The organism is Erythrobacter sp. A6_0 (genome assembly GCF_017744235.1).
In the GTDB taxonomy this organism is placed as follows: Bacteria; Pseudomonadota; Alphaproteobacteria; order Sphingomonadales; family Sphingomonadaceae; genus Qipengyuania.
Map to the genome: position 1 here is coordinate 451,175 of NZ_JAGHQR010000003.1, position 15,146 is coordinate 466,320.

Annotated in this window: 15 protein-coding genes and 1 tRNA gene; 8 read left to right on the forward strand and 8 right to left on the reverse strand. The window is 63.7% G+C overall.

Features of this window, described 5'->3' with window-relative positions; genetic code table 11:
• Positions 1-8: 8 nt before the first annotated feature.
• A complete protein-coding gene (gene cysN, locus J7347_RS11050; protein ID WP_209162062.1) occupies positions 9-1,925 on the reverse strand; it encodes a sulfate adenylyltransferase subunit CysN in 1,917 nt (638 codons plus the stop codon).
• The gene (cysD, locus tag J7347_RS11055; RefSeq protein WP_209162063.1) at positions 1,925-2,827 is read right to left on the reverse strand and encodes a sulfate adenylyltransferase subunit CysD; all 903 of its coding nucleotides are present in this window, start codon (positions 2,825-2,827) and stop codon (positions 1,925-1,927) included. The genes cysN and cysD overlap by 1 nt, the downstream gene beginning before the upstream one ends.
• A 188-nt stretch (positions 2,828-3,015) precedes the next feature.
• On the opposite strand from cysD, the gene J7347_RS11060 reads away from it, so the two are divergent.
• From J7347_RS11060 to J7347_RS11070, 3 genes are all read left to right on the forward strand, one after another.
• A tRNA-Gly gene (locus J7347_RS11060) sits at positions 3,016-3,089 on the forward strand.
• Positions 3,090-3,207: 118 nt separating this feature from the next.
• Positions 3,208-4,257 carry a mannose-1-phosphate guanylyltransferase gene (locus tag J7347_RS11065; RefSeq protein WP_067683649.1) on the forward strand — a complete coding sequence of 350 codons (1,050 nt, stop codon included), beginning with the start codon at positions 3,208-3,210 and terminating at the stop codon, positions 4,255-4,257.
• Entirely contained in the window at positions 4,254-5,063 is an 810-nt protein-coding gene (locus J7347_RS11070) for a class I mannose-6-phosphate isomerase (protein ID WP_209162064.1), read from the forward strand. Before J7347_RS11065 ends, J7347_RS11070 begins: the two co-directional genes overlap by 4 nt.
• Here the strand turns inward: J7347_RS11070 and panC are convergent.
• Positions 5,060-5,911 (reverse strand): pantoate--beta-alanine ligase, encoded by an 852-nt coding sequence (gene panC, locus J7347_RS11075; protein WP_067683655.1) that lies wholly within the window; start codon positions 5,909-5,911, stop codon positions 5,060-5,062. The two genes, J7347_RS11070 and panC, sit on opposite strands and share 4 nt — an antisense overlap.
• A gap of 94 nt (positions 5,912-6,005) precedes the next feature.
• On the opposite strand from panC, the gene J7347_RS11080 reads away from it, so the two are divergent.
• The 5 genes from J7347_RS11080 to J7347_RS11100 all read left to right on the forward strand — a co-directional run bounded on the left by J7347_RS11080 (position 6,006) and on the right by J7347_RS11100 (position 11,980).
• A complete protein-coding gene (locus tag J7347_RS11080; RefSeq protein ID WP_067683658.1) occupies positions 6,006-6,821 on the forward strand; it encodes a division plane positioning ATPase MipZ in 816 nt (271 codons plus the stop codon).
• On the forward strand, positions 6,818-7,120 hold the full coding sequence (locus tag J7347_RS11085) for a J domain-containing protein (RefSeq protein WP_067684780.1): 303 nt from the start codon (positions 6,818-6,820) through the stop codon (positions 7,118-7,120). The genes J7347_RS11080 and J7347_RS11085 overlap by 4 nt, the downstream gene beginning before the upstream one ends.
• Positions 7,117-8,520, forward strand: coding sequence for a phosphomannomutase/phosphoglucomutase (locus J7347_RS11090; RefSeq protein ID WP_209162065.1), 1,404 nt, complete (start codon positions 7,117-7,119; stop codon positions 8,518-8,520). The genes J7347_RS11085 and J7347_RS11090 overlap by 4 nt, the downstream gene beginning before the upstream one ends.
• 24 nt (positions 8,521-8,544) lie before the next feature.
• On the forward strand, positions 8,545-9,411 hold the full coding sequence (locus J7347_RS11095) for a DUF2059 domain-containing protein (RefSeq protein ID WP_209162066.1): 867 nt from the start codon (positions 8,545-8,547) through the stop codon (positions 9,409-9,411).
• A gap of 70 nt (positions 9,412-9,481) precedes the next feature.
• Positions 9,482-11,980, forward strand: a complete 2,499-nt coding sequence (locus J7347_RS11100) for a ligase-associated DNA damage response DEXH box helicase (protein WP_209162067.1) — start codon at positions 9,482-9,484, stop codon at positions 11,978-11,980.
• A 52-nt stretch (positions 11,981-12,032) separates the two neighbouring features.
• Here the strand turns inward: J7347_RS11100 and J7347_RS11105 are convergent, their stop codons facing one another.
• The 5 genes from J7347_RS11105 to J7347_RS11125 all read right to left on the reverse strand — a co-directional run bounded on the left by J7347_RS11105 (position 12,033) and on the right by J7347_RS11125 (position 15,120).
• Complete coding sequence (locus J7347_RS11105) at positions 12,033-12,458, reverse strand: biopolymer transporter ExbD (RefSeq protein ID WP_209162068.1); 426 nt, start codon at positions 12,456-12,458, stop codon at positions 12,033-12,035.
• A 295-nt stretch (positions 12,459-12,753) separates the two neighbouring features.
• Entirely contained in the window at positions 12,754-13,200 is a 447-nt protein-coding gene (locus J7347_RS11110) for a biopolymer transporter ExbD (RefSeq protein ID WP_067684770.1), read from the reverse strand.
• Between the two features lie 55 nt (positions 13,201-13,255).
• Positions 13,256-13,786 (reverse strand): biopolymer transporter ExbD, encoded by a 531-nt coding sequence (locus tag J7347_RS11115; protein WP_209162069.1) that lies wholly within the window; start codon positions 13,784-13,786, stop codon positions 13,256-13,258.
• Positions 13,787-13,907: 121 nt separating this feature from the next.
• A complete protein-coding gene (locus tag J7347_RS11120; RefSeq protein ID WP_067684768.1) occupies positions 13,908-14,720 on the reverse strand; it encodes a MotA/TolQ/ExbB proton channel family protein in 813 nt (270 codons plus the stop codon).
• 46 nt (positions 14,721-14,766) lie between these two features.
• Positions 14,767-15,120 (reverse strand): energy transducer TonB, encoded by a 354-nt coding sequence (locus J7347_RS11125; protein ID WP_245174048.1) that lies wholly within the window; start codon positions 15,118-15,120, stop codon positions 14,767-14,769.
• Between the last annotated feature and the right edge of the window lie 26 nt (positions 15,121-15,146).

A 15,146-nucleotide genomic window follows, 5' to 3' on the forward strand; every position in this document is an offset into this window, starting at 1 on the left:
TCGCTCGCTCATTTCAGCGGGAGGATGCGCGACACGATATAATCCGCCGCTTCTTCGGCCGTCATATCGACCGTGTTGACGCGGATTTCGGGCGCCTGCGGCTCTTCATACGGGCTGTCGATCCCGGTGAAGTTCTTGAGGCTTCCCTCGCGCGCTTTCTTGTAAAGACCCTTCACATCGCGCTGTTCCGCCACTTCAAGCGGCGTATCGACGAAGATCTCGACGAACTCGCCATCGGGAAGCATATCGCGCACCATCTGCCGTTCGGCCCGGAACGGGCTGATGAAGGCGGTGAGGACGATGAGGCCCGCATCCACCATCAGTTTGGCGACTTCGCCGATGCGCCTGATGTTTTCGATGCGGTCGGTTTCGGTGAAGCCCAGATCCTTGTTCAGGCCATGGCGGATATTGTCACCGTCGAGCAGAAAGGTGTGGCGATTCATCAGCGCCAGCTTCTTTTCGACTTCGTTGGCGATCGTCGATTTGCCCGAGCCTGACAGGCCGGTGAACCACAGCAGCCGCGGGGTCTGGTTCTTGAGACTGGCGTGATCCTCGCGCCCGACGCTCGTCGCCTGCCAATGGACGTTCTGCGCGCGCCGCAGCGCGAAATGCAGCATGCCCGCAGCGACCGTCTGGTTGCTCACCTTGTCGATCAGGACGAAGCCGCCGAGCGTGGGGTTCGTATCGTACGGTTCGAACACGATCCGCCGTTCGGTCGTCACTTCGACCACGCCGATGGCATTGAGGTCCAGGCTGGTCGCCGCCAGCTTCGCCATCGTGTTGACGTTGATCTCGTATTTCGGCTCGGCGATCGTGGCGGTCACGGTCTGCGTGCCGAGCTTGAGCCAGTATCCGCGACCCGGCTTCAGCGATTCGGCGTCCATCCAGACGAGCGTCGCTTCGAACTGGTCGGCCACCTGGGGCGGATCGTCGGCGGATGCGATGACGTCGCCGCGCGAACAATCGACTTCATCGTCGAGAGTGAGCGTGATCGAATCGCCCGCTTCGGCGCTGTCCCTGTCGCCGTCGAAGGAAGGGATCGCGCGCACCGTGGTGGTGGTGCCCGAGGGCAGGATGCGTACTGCATCACCGGGCTTGACCATGCCGCCCGCGACCTGGCCCGCAAAACCGCGGAAGTCCTGGTGGGGGCGATTGACCCACTGGACCGGCAAGCGGAACGGCGCGTCCGCGCTCGACTGGTCGCGTACCGGGATGGTTTCGAGATGCGCGATCAGCGTCGGGCCGTCCCACCAATCCATCGCTTCCGATTTGGTGGCGATATTGTCTCCGGTTACGGCCGCAAGCGGGATCGCGGTGATGCGCTCGATCCCCAGTTCCTCGGCAAAGGCGCGGTATTCGGCCTCGATCGCGTCGAACCGTTCCTGGCTGAAATCGACAAGGTCCATCTTGTTGACCGCCAGCACCATGTTGCGAATGCCGAGCCGGTGGCACAGGAAACTGTGGCGGCGCGTCTGGGTCAGCACGCCCTTGCGCGCATCGATCAGGATGACGGCGGCATCGGCAGTGGACGCGCCGGTTACCATGTTGCGCGTATATTGTTCGTGGCCGGGACAATCGGCGACGATGAATTTGCGCGCCTCGGTCGCGAAGAAACGATAGGCGACGTCGATCGTGATGCCCTGTTCGCGCTCCGCCGCCAACCCATCGACCAGCAGCGCGAAATCGAGCTCCGCCCCGCGCGTGCCCGATGCCTTGCTGTCCGCCTCCAGCGCTTCCAGCTGGTCCGCGAAGACCCGGCGGCTGTCATAGAGCAGGCGCCCGATCAGCGTCGATTTGCCATCGTCCACGCTGCCGCAGGTGATGAAGCGCAGCATGTCCTTGTCGCGATGGCGGTCGAGATATTCGCCAATATTCTCGTCGATCAGGGCATCGGCGCGGTAGGCGGTGTCGTCAGGCCGGTTCATCAGAAATACCCCTCCACCTTCTTGCGTTCCATTCCGGCGCCGGAATCGTCCTTGTCGATCGCGCGGCCCTGGCGTTCGCTGGTGGTGGTCAGCAACATTTCGCGCACCACGCCTTCGAGCGTGTCCGCCTCGCTCTCCACCGCGCCGGTGAGCGGATAGCAACCAAGGGTGCGGAAGCGGATCGAGCGCATCTGCGGCTCTTCCCCGTCACGCAGCGGGAAGCGCTCGTCATCGACCATCAGCAGCATGCCGTCACGCTCCACCGTGGGGCGGGGCTGCGAGAGGTAGAGCGGCACGATCTCGATATTCTCGGCCATGATGTATTGCCAGATATCGAGCTCGGTCCAGTTCGACAGCGGAAAGGCGCGCAGGCTTTCACCCTTGGCCTTGCGAAGATTGTAGAGGTTCCAGAGTTCCGGCCGCTGGGCCTTGGGATCCCAGGCGTGGCTGGCACTGCGGAAGCTGACCACGCGTTCCTTCGCGCGGCTCTTCTCCTCGTCGCGCCGTGCGCCGCCGAACGCCGCATCGAACCCGGAATGGTCGAGCGCCTGCTTCAACCCCTGCGTCTTCCACATATCGGTATGGAGCGGGCCGTGATCGAACGGATTGATACCGCGCTCCTTGGCCTCGGGGTTCTGCCAGACGAGCAATTCCATGCCTGCATCCTTCGCCGCCTTTTCGCGCAGCTCGTACATGGCGCGAAATTTCCAGGTCGTGTCGACATGGAGAAGCGGGAAGGGAGGCGGGGCGGGATGGAAGGCTTTGCGGGCCAGGTGCAGCATCACTGCACTGTCCTTGCCGACCGAGTACAGCATGACGGGCTTGGCCGCCTCGGCGACGACTTCACGCAGAATATGGATGCTTTCGGCCTCAAGCCGGTCGAGATGGGTTCGGCTGGTCATGATGGATGGCGAGGTAAGGTCGGGCCCGACGCGACGGAAGAAACATTTCGTGTCGCACGGACAAGCGCCCGGTGATCGGCCGCCGAAAAAAAGCGCGCGCACGGTATTGCGCAAACCGGCCGATGCAAACCAGTTGACGACGCGCCGCCAGGAGTGGCAAAGGCGGCGCCTGCCGAAACGTGCAGCGGGCGGGTATAGCTTAGTGGTAAAGCCCTAGCCTTCCAAGCTAGTTATGCGGGTTCGATTCCCGCTACCCGCTCCATGATTTTCATCGCTTCGCCGTGTTTCGCACGCTCTTCGCCACAGTAAACATGACACGCATCTGATTTTCCCACCATCTTGGCTTGCCCGCGACGTGGCGGAGCAATAAGCGCCATCGCATGAGCGAGAGTATTTCACCCGTAATTCTTTGCGGCGGTAGCGGCACGCGGTTGTGGCCGCGTAGCCGAATTTCGAGACCCAAGCCCTTCCTGCCGCTTGTGGGCGATGAGACGCTGTTCGGTCAGGCGCTAGCAAGGACGCAGGGCGACAGCGCATTCGCCTCGGCGATGATCGTGACCGGTAAGGGTCATCTCGACCATGTGGAGAGCGAGACTCTCGAGGGCGACGTATCGATCATCGTGGAGCCGAGCGCGCGCAACACTGCCGCGGCGATCGCACTTGCGGCTTTGCGGCTGCCTGCGGATCAGGTCATGCTCGTTTGTCCGAGCGATCATCACATCTCCGATACCGAAGCCTTTATCGAAGCGGCGCGCCGGGGGGCGGAACTGGCGCGCGAAGGACGGCTCGTGGCCTTTGGGATCCGCGCGACCGCGCCCGAGACCGGCTTTGGATATATCAAACGCGGCGATGCCATGGGGGACGGCGCGTACGAGATCGAGCGCTTTGTGGAGAAGCCCGATCGTGACCGCGCCAAAGCTTTTGTCGAAGACGGCGGATACGATTGGAACGGAGGTATCTTCGTTTTCACCGCCGGGCGTTATCTCGAAGAGCTCGCAGCCCACCGACCCGATATCGCTGATGCGGTGGCGAACGCGGTCGCGACCGGTCACGAGAAGGACAATCGCTTCGAACCCGATGCGGAACTGTTCGCCGCCGTGCCCAGCGAATCGATCGACTATGCCGTCATGGAAAAAACCGATCGGGCTGCCGTCGTACCGGTCGATATGGGATGGTCGGATATCGGCAACTGGCATGTGGTGCGCGATAAGCGTCCAGGCGATGCGGACGGCAATCGAGTCATCGGGCGGGCGGAACTGGTCGACTGCCGCAATGTCCTCATCGAAACCGATGGCCCGCGCGTTTCGGCGATCGGTCTCGAGGACCTTTGCATCGTTGTCGATGGCGACGAGGTGCTGGTGACCACCGTGGACGGGACGCAAAAGGTCGGAAAACTCACGGGCGCCCAGAACCAGGATAAGCACGAATGAGTTCGCTTCTTCCGGTCCGCTCGGTCGAAAAACCCTGGGGGCGTGATCGGCTGCCCGCACCGTTCGTGGCACCCGAAGGAAAGCGCATCGGTGAAATCTGGTTCGAACCGCCGGCCGCGCTCGACGATCTGCTCGTCAAATATCTATTCGCCAGCGAAAATCTGTCCGTCCAGGTCCATCCCGACGACGCTCAGGCTCTGGCTGCGACCGGCAGGAGCGAAGGCAAGGAAGAGTGTTGGTTGATCACCGCTTGCGAACCGGGTGCGCGGATCGGTATCGGTTTCGAGGAACCGCTCGACGCCGAAACGCTCAAATCGGCCGCTCTCGACGGCTCGATCGAAGCGAGAATGGCCTGGTTCGATGTCGTCCCAGGCGATTTCTTCTATATCCCCGCCAACACAGTGCACGCAATCGGAGCAGGGTGCAGCCTGATCGAAATCCAGCAGAACAGCGACATAACCTATCGCCTGTACGATTATGGGCGCCCGCGCGAACTGCATCTCGATGCGGCAATCGCAGTCGCCAAGGGTGAACCGCATCCTCCGCGCATGAGGCGCCGCGTGGCGGAAACGGGGGAGGTCACTCTGGTAGAGGGACCGCTGTTCCGGCTCGATCGGCTCGATGGCGCGGCCTCGCCTGACGTGAGGGCGCGGTATGAGGGCGCCTTTCTCGTCATCCCGGTTTCAGGAAGCGCCACGATTGAGGGCGAAAGGGTCGCGGCAGGGCAATGTGCGCTGGTTCGCGACTGGTCGTCGCTTTCGATTGAAGGCGACGCCAAGATTCTAATCGCTCAACCGGTTCTTTAGACCGCGCGATTGTCGATCAGGCGTGTGCCGCCGATCCGCGCGGCGACGAACAGGCGCGCATTGCCGTTATCGCTCTCCAGCGGGGCCAGGCTGTCCGCATCGCGCAATTCGGCGTAATCGACGCTTTCGAAGCCTGCCACGCGCAGCGTTTCCTTCAGATTGCCCAGAGCGCGCGCGGCATCGCCGCCATCAGCGATCACGGCCGCCGCATCCTCCATCGCGCGGGGCAGAGCGGCGGCGCGCTGGCGATCGTCGGGCGAGAGATAGGCGTTGCGGCTGCTCATCGCGAGCCCGTCCGCCTCGCGCACGATCCCGACGCCGTAAATGGCCGCGACATGCGGAAAGGTCAGGTCGAGATCGCGGGCCATGCGGCGGATCACGGCGAGTTGCTGCCAGTCCTTCTCGCCGAAAAGCGCCATGTCGGGTCGAACCTGGTTGAAGAGCTTCAGCACCACCGTTGCCACGCCGTCGAAATGACCCGGCCGATCCGCGCCGCAGAGCCCTGCGCTGACCCCGCTGACCGAGACATTGGTCGCATAGCCTTCAGGATAGACCTCGCTCGGCGCGGGCGCCCAAAGCACGGCCACGCCCTCGCCCGCCAGAAGGTCGCTGTCGCGCGCCAACTGGCGGGGGTAGGCGTCGAGATCCTCGTTCGCTCCGAACTGGCGCGGATTGACGAAAATCGAGGCGACGACATGGTCGGCGCGCGCCCGCGCTTCGCGGATCAGTGTCAGATGCCCTTCGTGCAGCGCGCCCATCGTCGGCACGAGTGCGATCGAGCCGCCGCCTTCCTCGCGCAGCCCGGCGATGAAGCTTCTCAACATTTCGAGCGTGGTCGCGGTTTGCACGGGGGCACCCTTCGGTTATGGCCGGGACCGCCCTAGCCGCATCGGTTCGGGCGCGACAATACTCGACGTACGAACACGGAAAGCAGCGCACCCCTTGTCTCACAATCGTGCCCATCGCATCGTCTTCGCCAACGAGAAGGGCGGGACCGGCAAATCGACCACGGCGGTCCACGTGGCGGTGGCGCTCGCCTATATGGGCAAGACGGTCGCCGCGATCGATCTCGATCCGCGTCAGCGCACGATGCATCGCTATATCGAGAACCGCGAGGCCATTCAGGCAAAGCGCGGAATCGAACTGCCGACGCCGACCTGCGAGGTTTTCGACGGAACGGCGGCAGGCCAGGACGAGAAAACGCTCGAAGCGACGCTCGACCGGTTCGCGCAGACGGCCGACTTCCTGATTGTCGACACGCCGGGGCGCGACGATCCGATGGCGCGCATCGCCGCCGAACAGGCCGACACGCTGGTCACGCCGATGAACGACAGCTTCGTCGATTTCGACCTCATCGGCCAGGTCGATGCCGAAACGTTCAAGGTTAAGAAGCTGTCCTTCTACGCCGAACTGATCTGGGAAGCGCGCCTCAAACGCTCGCGCATGGGGCTGGAGCAGGATCGGCGCGAATTGGATTGGGTCGTAGTCAGGAACCGCACCGGTTATACCGAAGCGCGCAATATGGCGCGTCTGGAAAAGGCGCTGGCGGAAATGTCCAAGCGGGTCGGCTTCCGCATCGCCAAGGGCCTGTCGGAGCGTGTGATCTATCGCGAGCTTTTCCCCTCGGGCCTGACCCTGCTCGACAAGGGGCATCTCGGCGATCTCGGCACCAGCCACCTCGTCGCGCGGCAGGAACTGCGCGGTCTCATCGCCAGCCTGCGCCTTCCCGGCATCGGCCTGGAGGACAAGGCGGCATGATCCGCTGGCTGGTGATCGCCGCCCTGCTGGCGATCGCCTCCCGCTGGCTGTTTGGTAAATGGCCGTGGGAGTATCTACGCACTGCTCCGACGCGGACCAAAGAGCTGACGTGGGCGCGCCGCATGTTGGGCGTGGCGACCGACGCCGATGCGCGCACGATACGCGAGGCGCATCGCCGCCTTGCCGCGCAGACTCATCCCGATCGCGGCGGCAGTACGGCGCGCCTTGCCGAAATCAACGCCGCGCGCGACCTTCTTTTGAACCAGATCGGAACCGATCCATCGGAGCCTCGTGAATGACACACCAATTCGATTCCACAGTCCTGCGCGAATATGACATTCGCGGCATTATCGGCGAAACGCTGGGTGCGGACGATGCCCGTGCCATCGGGCGCGGTTTTGCGACGCTGCTGCGGCGCGCGGGCGGCAGCAAGGTCGCGGTGGGCTATGACGGACGGATCAGTTCCCCCATGCTCGAGCACGCGCTGGTCGAGGGATTGACGGCGAGCGGCTGCGATGTCGTGACGATCGGCCTCGGCGCGACGCCGATGCTCTATTACGCCGAAGCCTCAAGCGAGGATGTGGATGGCGGCATTCAGATAACCGGCAGCCACAATCCCGCCAATTACAACGGCTTCAAGATGGTCTTTCAGGGCCGTCCGTTTTTCGGCGCGGATATCCAGAAACTGGGCGAAATGGCCGCGACGGGCGACTGGGACGAAGGCGCGGGCAGCGTCGAGAGCCGCGAGATTCTGAGCGAGTATGTCGAGCGCCTGTTGATGGGCCTTGGCGATGTCGACCCTGCTGCGCTCGCGGATCTCAAGGTCGGCTGGGACGCGGGCAATGGCGCTGCCGGACCCGCGCTCGAAATGCTCGCCGCGAAGCTGCCGGGCGAGCACCACCTTCTTTTCACCGATGTCGACGGCACTTTTCCCAATCATCATCCCGATCCTACGGTCGAGGCGAATCTGGCGGATCTGCGCACGCTCGTCGCCGAGAAGAACCTCGATTTCGGAGTGGCTTTCGACGGCGACGGCGACCGGATCGGCGCGATCGATGGTGAAGGCCGGGTGGTTTGGGGCGATCAATTGCTGATGATCTATGCGGAGGACGCTTTGAAAAACCGGCAGGGCGCCACGGTCATCGCCGATGTAAAGGCGAGCCGCGCCCTGTTCGATCATGTGGCGCGGTGCGGGGGCAATCCGCTGATGTGGAAGACCGGCCATTCGCTGATCAAGTCCAAGATGAAGGAAACGGGCGCTCCGCTGGCAGGCGAGATGAGCGGACATGTATTCTTCGCCGATGACTATTACGGGTATGACGATGCGCTCTATGCCGGCGTGCGCCTGATCGCGGCGAGCGCGCGGCTTGGCCGGTCGGTGACCGATCTGCGCGGGGGCATGCCCGCCATGGTCAACACACCCGAACTGCGTTTCCAGGTCGATGAAAGCCGCAAATTCGCTGCGATCCGCGAGGTCGAGGAGCGGCTTGCGGGCAGCGACGCCGACGTCGACGGGACCGATGGGGTGCGGGTCTCGACGCCGGACGGCTGGTGGCTGCTGCGCGCATCCAACACGCAGGACGTCCTCGTCGCACGTGCGGAAAGCGACAGCGAAGAAGGGCTCGCCCGCCTGATGGCGCAGATCGACGAACAGCTGTCCCTGTCGGGGCTGGAGCGCGGCGAGAGCGTCGGGCACTGAGGTAAAAGAGAGGGGGGACATATCATGAAGAAGACTGCATTTTCGCTGGCCCTGGGCACGCTTTCGCTCGGCCTGTCCTCGCCCTTGGCAGCGCAGGATATCGAGATTGGGAAGGTCGAGGGCGAGGTCGCTCTGGAGCCTGCCGAAGCCGGCGGGGCCATGGACGAAGCCGCCGTGCTCGAGATGATGAGCGGGATGTTCCAGGCCGAACCGCTAACTGCCGACCAGGAAGCGCGCCTCCCCGCCGCCACCGCCATCGTGGCGACGATGATGCCCGAGGGCTTCTATGGCGAAATGATGCGCGACATGATGGAAAAGACCATGCGTCCGATGATGGCCATGTTTTCCGAGCCCGACTTCATCCTCGCCAGCAGGCTTACGCTCGACGAAGCGGCCATCGCGGAATTGGGCGATGCGGAGAAGAGAGAGCTTCTGACCATGCTCGATCCCGCGTGGGACCGGCGGGCCGACACCATGGTGGACGCGCTCATCGCGAATATGGGCGGCGCGTTCGCCGCGGTGGAGCCCCCCGTACGCGCGGGATTGGCAAAGGCCTATGCGGTCCGGTTCGACGAAGCGCAGCTTGCCGATATCTCCAGCTTCTTCGCGACCCCGACCGGGAGCGAATTCGCGCGCCAGTCCATGGCCCTGTTCGCGGACCCTCAGGTCATGGGCGCCACGATGGAGGCCCTCCCGGAAATGGTGGGCTCGTTCACCGAGATGGAAACTTCGATGGAGGCGGCGCTGGAAAGCCTCCCGGCGGAGCGGGACTATGCGGACCTGTCGGCGGCTCAGCGCGCGCGCATGGCCGATCTGCTGGGCGTGGAACCGGATGCGCTGGGCGATATGGTGATACCGCACGGAGAGGGCGAGGAGCCCGAAGTGGAGTAGTATTGGCATTGAACTTCGCGCCGGATGGGACACGGGCGGAACACCGCGCCCCATCCCGCGCTATCTCTTGGTGAGCACGCCCCCGATACCGCCTGAGATCGAAGCTTGGTTCGCTGGCCGCGGCTGGCGCGTGCGGCGCCACCAGGCCGAAATGCTTGCGGCGAGCGATGCGGGCCGCCACGCCCTGCTCGTCGCGGACACGGGGGCGGGCAAGACGCTGGGGGGATTTCTGCCGACGCTGGCCGCCTTCTGCCCCTCACGGCTGGGAGAGACGGAGCCGCCCGGCGGGCTGCACACACTCTACGTCTCCCCGCTCAAGGCGCTGGCGCATGACGTGCAGCGCAATCTCATCGCGCCGATCGAGGAGATGGGTCTGCCCATCCGGGTCGAGACGCGCAGCGGCGATACGCCGTCCGATCGCAAGAAGCGCCAGCGTACCAAACCGCCGCATGTCCTGCTGACCACGCCCGAAAGCCTGTCGCTCCTTCTGAGCTATCCCGACAGTTTCGCCATGTTCGCCGGGTTGAAGCGCGTCGTGATCGACGAGGTGCACGCCTTTGCCACCGGCAAGCGCGGCGATCTGCTGGCGCTGGCCCTGTCTCGCCTTCAGGCCATCGCGCCCGATATGCAGCGCGCCGCGCTTTCGGCCACGTTGGCGAACCCTGAAGGGTTTCGCGAATGGCTTGCGCCGCTCAAAACCGGGGACGAGAGCGAGATCGAAGCGGTCGCGATGGTGGAAGGCGAAGCGGGCGCGCCCGCCGAAGTCGAAATCCTCCTGCCCGACGAAGAGCGTGTGCCCTGGGGCGGCCACGCCGCCACCTGGGCGATCCCGCAGCTTTACGAAGCGATCAAGGCCAACCGCACCACGCTGATCTTCACCAATACGCGCTTTCTGGCCGAATATATCTTCCAGAACCTGTGGGACGTGAACGAGGACACGCTGCCGATCGGCATCCACCACGGATCGCTGGGCAAGGAAGCGCGCCGCAAGGTCGAAGGGGCGATGGCGCGGGGCGAACTACGCGCTTTGGTGGCCACCGCCAGCCTCGATCTGGGAGTCGATTGGGGGGATATCGACCTGGTCGTCCAGATGGGCGCACCCAAGGGCTCGTCGCGCCTCTTGCAGCGGATCGGACGCGCCAATCACCGGCTCGACCAGCGTAGCCGCGCTTTATTGGTGCCCGGCAACCGCTTCGAATTTCTGGAAGCGACCGCCGCCAAGGAAGCGGTCGACGAAGGGCAGCGCGACGGGGAGGAGTTCCGCCCCGGCGGTCTCGACGTGCTGGCCCAGCATGTCATGGCCTGCGCCTGCGCGGAGCCTTTTGGCGAGGCTGCGCTGCTGGCGGAAATCCGCACGAGCCTGTCCTATGCCTGGGTGGACGAGACGGCGTGGGACCGCGTGCTCGAATTCGTCGCCACGGGCGGGTACTCGCTGCGTGCCTATGACAAATTCAAGCGCATCGTGCGCGAAGGGGATGGCGAAGGGGGCGGCATATGGCGGCTGGCGCATCCCGAACAGGCCGCCCGACATCGGCTGAATGCCGGGATCATCATCGATTCCGAAATGCTCGACGTACGTATCACCGCTGGCTCGAACCGGGGCGGGCGCTCGCTCGGCAAGGTTGAGGAGCGTTTCGCCGCCTCGCTATCTCCCGGCGACACATTCGCCTTTGCGGGCATGAGCCTGGAGGTGGTTAAGCTGCAGGAGATGGAGATCCTGGTGCGAGCGGCGAAATCTTCGGCCATGATCCCTTCCTACGGCGGGCAGCGCCTGCCGTTGACCACGCATCTCGCTAACCGGGTGCGCGAGATGCTGGTCGATCGTACTGGGTGGGCGCGCTTCCCCGACGATGTCCGCGAATGGCTGGAAGTGCAGGACTGGCGTTCGCAAATGCCGGGTCCGGGGCAATTGCTTGTCGAAAGTTTCCCGCGCGGAGGGCGCGAATACACCGTCTATTACACCTTCGAAGGCTGGAACGCTAACCAGAGCCTGGGCATGCTGATCACGCGGCGGATGGAGGATCGCGGGCTGTTGCCGGGGGGCTTCGTCGCCAACGATTATTCGCTGGCAGTCTGGGGCCTGAAGCCGGTGAAGGATCCCGCGCCGCTCCTTTCCCCCGATATTCTGCAAGACGAATTCATTGAATGGGTGCAGAATTCGCACCTGCTGCGGCGCGCTTTCCGCGAGGTGGCGGTGATCGGCGGGCTGGTTGAACGCCAGCATCCAGGCAAGCGCAAGACGGGCAAGCAAGTCACCTTCTCGACCGACCTGATCTACGACGTGCTACGCAAATACGAGCCGGATCACGTGCTGCTGGAAGCCGCCTGGGCCGATGCGCGGACGCGGATGACCGATGTCGGCCGCCTTGGCGATCTGCTCGATCGGGCGGGCGAGCAATTGGTGCATGTCGAACTCGATCGGGTCAGCCCGCTGGCCGTGCCGGTCATGGTCATGATCGGACGCGAGGCTACGCCGCAAGGGGCGGTGGACGACGAATTGCTGCTCGAGGCCGAGAGCCTGGCTGGCGAAGCTATGCGGGTCGAGGATTTTTCCGACGGTCCGGATTAAGCGGTGCAGCGCTCTCCATTGTTATCCGGCCTCGACCCAAATTGGAGCGAGCCTAGAATTGGCGGTAGCGCTCATTCCCGACGAAGCCGAATTTGGTCACGCCGCTGGCCTTGATCGTCGCTAGCGTGCGGGACGACGCGGCGTAGCTGGCATTGGCTGCGGGTTCGAATTGCAGCTCGGGCTCGATCGGGAGATCGCGGGACAGGACCAACAGCCTCGATAGCTGGCGCTGATCGATCGCCTCGCCATTCCAGAGCACGCGGTCGCTTCCGTCGATGACGATCTTGTTCCGCGTTGGCTCGAGATTGGGAAGCGGACAATCCGTGCAAGGGGCAGGGAGGTCGAGTTCGACCGAGTGTGTGGCGGCGGGGATCACCATGATGAACATGATGAGAAGCACCAGCATGACATCGATCAGGGGTGTGGTGTTCATCTCGCCCATGGGTTGGGTGTCGGATGCGGAAAGCGCCATAGCCATCGTTATTCTCCCCTATTTGATCGCTATATAATAACATAACAAAGCGGAGGGCGCAATCGAGGGGAATCTTGCCCCAGAAACAAGCGGCGGCAGCGGCCATGTGCGGGGTGTCGTCAGCGATTGTGACCGATCTTTTAAACGCGAAGGCATGAGACAGCTAGCGCGGTCGGAGCGGTTCACATGAGCCGCGTACTGCGGGCTTCGGTCTGAGCGCACGATGCTTCGCGAAGCATTTGAGTTGGAAAACAAAAAGGGCGGCCGAAGCCGCCCTCTCGTGAAGTCTTGGTATGTCCGCTTACTGTGCGGTCGTGCTGCCGAACGTGCGGTAACGCTCGTTTCCGACGAAGCCGAACTTGGTGACGCCGCTCGCCTTGATGACGTTGAGGACGCGAGCCGACAATTCATAGCTCGCGAGGGCTTCGGGCTCGAACTGCAATTCGGGCTCGGGCACGATGTCGCGCGTCAGATTGAGATTACGCACCAGCTCCGCCTCGTTGAGCGTATCGCCGTTCCACAGGATCTCGTCGGTCTGCGTCAGAACGATCTTGTTCTTGATCGGGTCGATCTGATCCTCGGGCGGAGGATTCGGGTTGGGCTGGGGCAGGTCGATATTCACCGCGTGGGTGGCGACCGGGATGGTGATGATGAACATGATGAGGAGCACGAGCAGGACGTCGATCAACGGCGTCATGTTCATCTCGATCATCGGGGCGCCATCGTCCTTACCGCCTGACATTGCCATGATGGGTTACTCCTGAAACTCTTTGAAACGCGAAACCTGGGCTCGAACCGGCAGATCAGCCGTTCGGATCGACCGGGTTCGAAATGAAGCCCACCGTGGGATAACCCGCCGCCTGGACGTTGTAGATCGCACCGGCCACGCAAGACCACGGTGCGTTCACGTCACCGCGGATATGCACCTGCGGGATGAGGTCCGGATCCTGACGGATCTGGTCGGCACCGCCCGCACGCTGCACGATCGCGTCGAGACGTTCGAAGGCCTGGTCGTACAGTTCCTGCGAGGTCACCGGGGTGATGTTGTTGAAATAGACGCGGCACTGCCCGTCGCGCGAGGCGCCGGCATAGCCGGGCTCGCCGGCGCTGAGGCCGCTCGCATCGGTCGTGCTGACCGTGAGAAGCAGGTTCTCGACCTTGTCCTTCGATTCCACCGATTCGAAGATCGGGAGGCGAAGCTTCTCGATCGTCTGGATCGCGACCGGAACCGCGATCAGGAAGATGATCAGAAGCACCAGCATCACGTCCACGAGGGGGGTGGTGTTGATGTCCGACATCGGGGTCTCGACACCGCCGCCTACTGCAACCGCCATGGTTTATCCTATCCGTTCCGTTGTTTCGTGGGTTCCGCAAGAACCCGAATGCGTTCCGGTCCGCAGGACCGGGGCGGGCCGAGGCGAGCCTGAAAGGATCGCACCGGCCCGCCGAGCCGGATTACTTCCGGGTGGTCGTGGTGGTCGAGGTCGTCGCCGTGGTGGGCTTCGCCGCCGCCGGAGCCGTCTTGGTGGCCTTGGCCGAAGCCTGGGTCGACGTCGACGTCATCACCGCAGGACGCACCGCACCGTTCGAGCTGATGTTCGCGAGAAGATCGGTCGAGAAGCCCGACAGACGCTCGGCGATGCGCTTGTTGCGGCTCTGCAGCCAGTTGTAGGCAAGCACGGCCGGAACCGCGACCAGCAGGCCGATGGCGGTCATGATGAGCGCTTCACCGACGGGACCGGCGACCTTATCGATCGAGGCCGAACCGGCGAGGCCGATGTTGATCAGGGCGCGGTAGATACCGATAACCGTACCCAGCAGGCCGACGAACGGTGCAGTCGCGCCGACAGTGGCGAGGAAGGGAAGGCCACCGGCGAGGCGCGCGTTGATCGACGCTTCCGAACGCGCGAGCGAGCCATGCAGCCAGTCATGCGCCTCGAGGTTGTCGCCCATCTTGGTGTGGGTTTCGCGAGCCTTCACCGCATCGTCCACCAGCTGGCGCCATGCGCTGTTCGAATCGAGCTTCTTGGCCCCTTCGTCGAGCGTGTTGGCACGCCAGAACTGCGAGCGCACGCTGTCGTACTGGCTCATGATCTTGCGCTGTTCGAACAGCTTGGTGAACAGGATGTAGAACGAACCGACCGACATGATCACCAGCACGGTGAAGATGGCCCAGGCGATGACACCGCCCTGTTCCATGGCTTCCATGAAGCCGAACTGGTTCTGCGGAGCGGCTTCGCCCGCGACGGCAAGAAGTTGAGTAATCATAGCGAGTGGTCCTCTTGAAAATCGTTATTGCTTTAGCGACGCCGCATCAATCGGGCAGGACGTAGCGAATGGATTGCGTGGTTGTCGCGGAAATCGGATTACCGGCAGCGTTCAGCGCGGGATTGTACCGGGCGTAACGTTGCATCCCACGGCAGGCCGCGTCGTCGAGTGCGCTCGACCCTGAGCTCCCCGTTACCGAACAAGCCTCCACACGGCCGTTGGCACCAACGGTGATCCGCATGGTGACCGTTCCGGACTCGTCACGCCGCAGGGCGCTGGAGGGATAGTCGGACTGGATCCGAGCGGCCCACCGAGCTGCGTTATCCGGCGACACGCTACGAGCCTGCGAAGGCGGCGGCGGCGGGGGCGGCGGTGCGGGCGGCGGGGCCGGCGGCGCCATGGGGGCGGGCGGCGGAATCCGGATCG

What these genes read in the sequence shown, in the direction of transcription:
- cysN (WP_209162062.1), bottom strand. Translation starts at nt 1,925, where the DNA reads ATGAACCGGCCTGACGACACCGCCTACCGCGCCGATGCCCTGATCGAC.
- cysD (WP_209162063.1), bottom strand. Translation starts at nt 2,827, where the DNA reads ATGACCAGCCGAACCCATCTCGACCGGCTTGAGGCCGAAAGCATCCAT.
- J7347_RS11065 (WP_067683649.1), top strand. Translation starts at nt 3,208, where the DNA reads ATGAGCGAGAGTATTTCACCCGTAATTCTTTGCGGCGGTAGCGGCACG.
- J7347_RS11070 (WP_209162064.1), top strand. Translation starts at nt 4,254, where the DNA reads ATGAGTTCGCTTCTTCCGGTCCGCTCGGTCGAAAAACCCTGGGGGCGT.
- J7347_RS11085 (WP_067684780.1), top strand. Translation starts at nt 6,818, where the DNA reads ATGATCCGCTGGCTGGTGATCGCCGCCCTGCTGGCGATCGCCTCCCGC.
- J7347_RS11090 (WP_209162065.1), top strand. Translation starts at nt 7,117, where the DNA reads ATGACACACCAATTCGATTCCACAGTCCTGCGCGAATATGACATTCGC.
- J7347_RS11095 (WP_209162066.1), top strand. Translation starts at nt 8,545, where the DNA reads ATGAAGAAGACTGCATTTTCGCTGGCCCTGGGCACGCTTTCGCTCGGC.
- J7347_RS11105 (WP_209162068.1), bottom strand. Translation starts at nt 12,458, where the DNA reads ATGGCTATGGCGCTTTCCGCATCCGACACCCAACCCATGGGCGAGATG.
- J7347_RS11110 (WP_067684770.1), bottom strand. Translation starts at nt 13,200, where the DNA reads ATGGCAATGTCAGGCGGTAAGGACGATGGCGCCCCGATGATCGAGATG.
- J7347_RS11115 (WP_209162069.1), bottom strand. Translation starts at nt 13,786, where the DNA reads ATGGCGGTTGCAGTAGGCGGCGGTGTCGAGACCCCGATGTCGGACATC.
- J7347_RS11120 (WP_067684768.1), bottom strand. Translation starts at nt 14,720, where the DNA reads ATGATTACTCAACTTCTTGCCGTCGCGGGCGAAGCCGCTCCGCAGAAC.
- J7347_RS11125 (WP_245174048.1), bottom strand. Translation starts at nt 15,120, where the DNA reads ATGGCGCCGCCGGCCCCGCCGCCCGCACCGCCGCCCCCGCCGCCGCCG.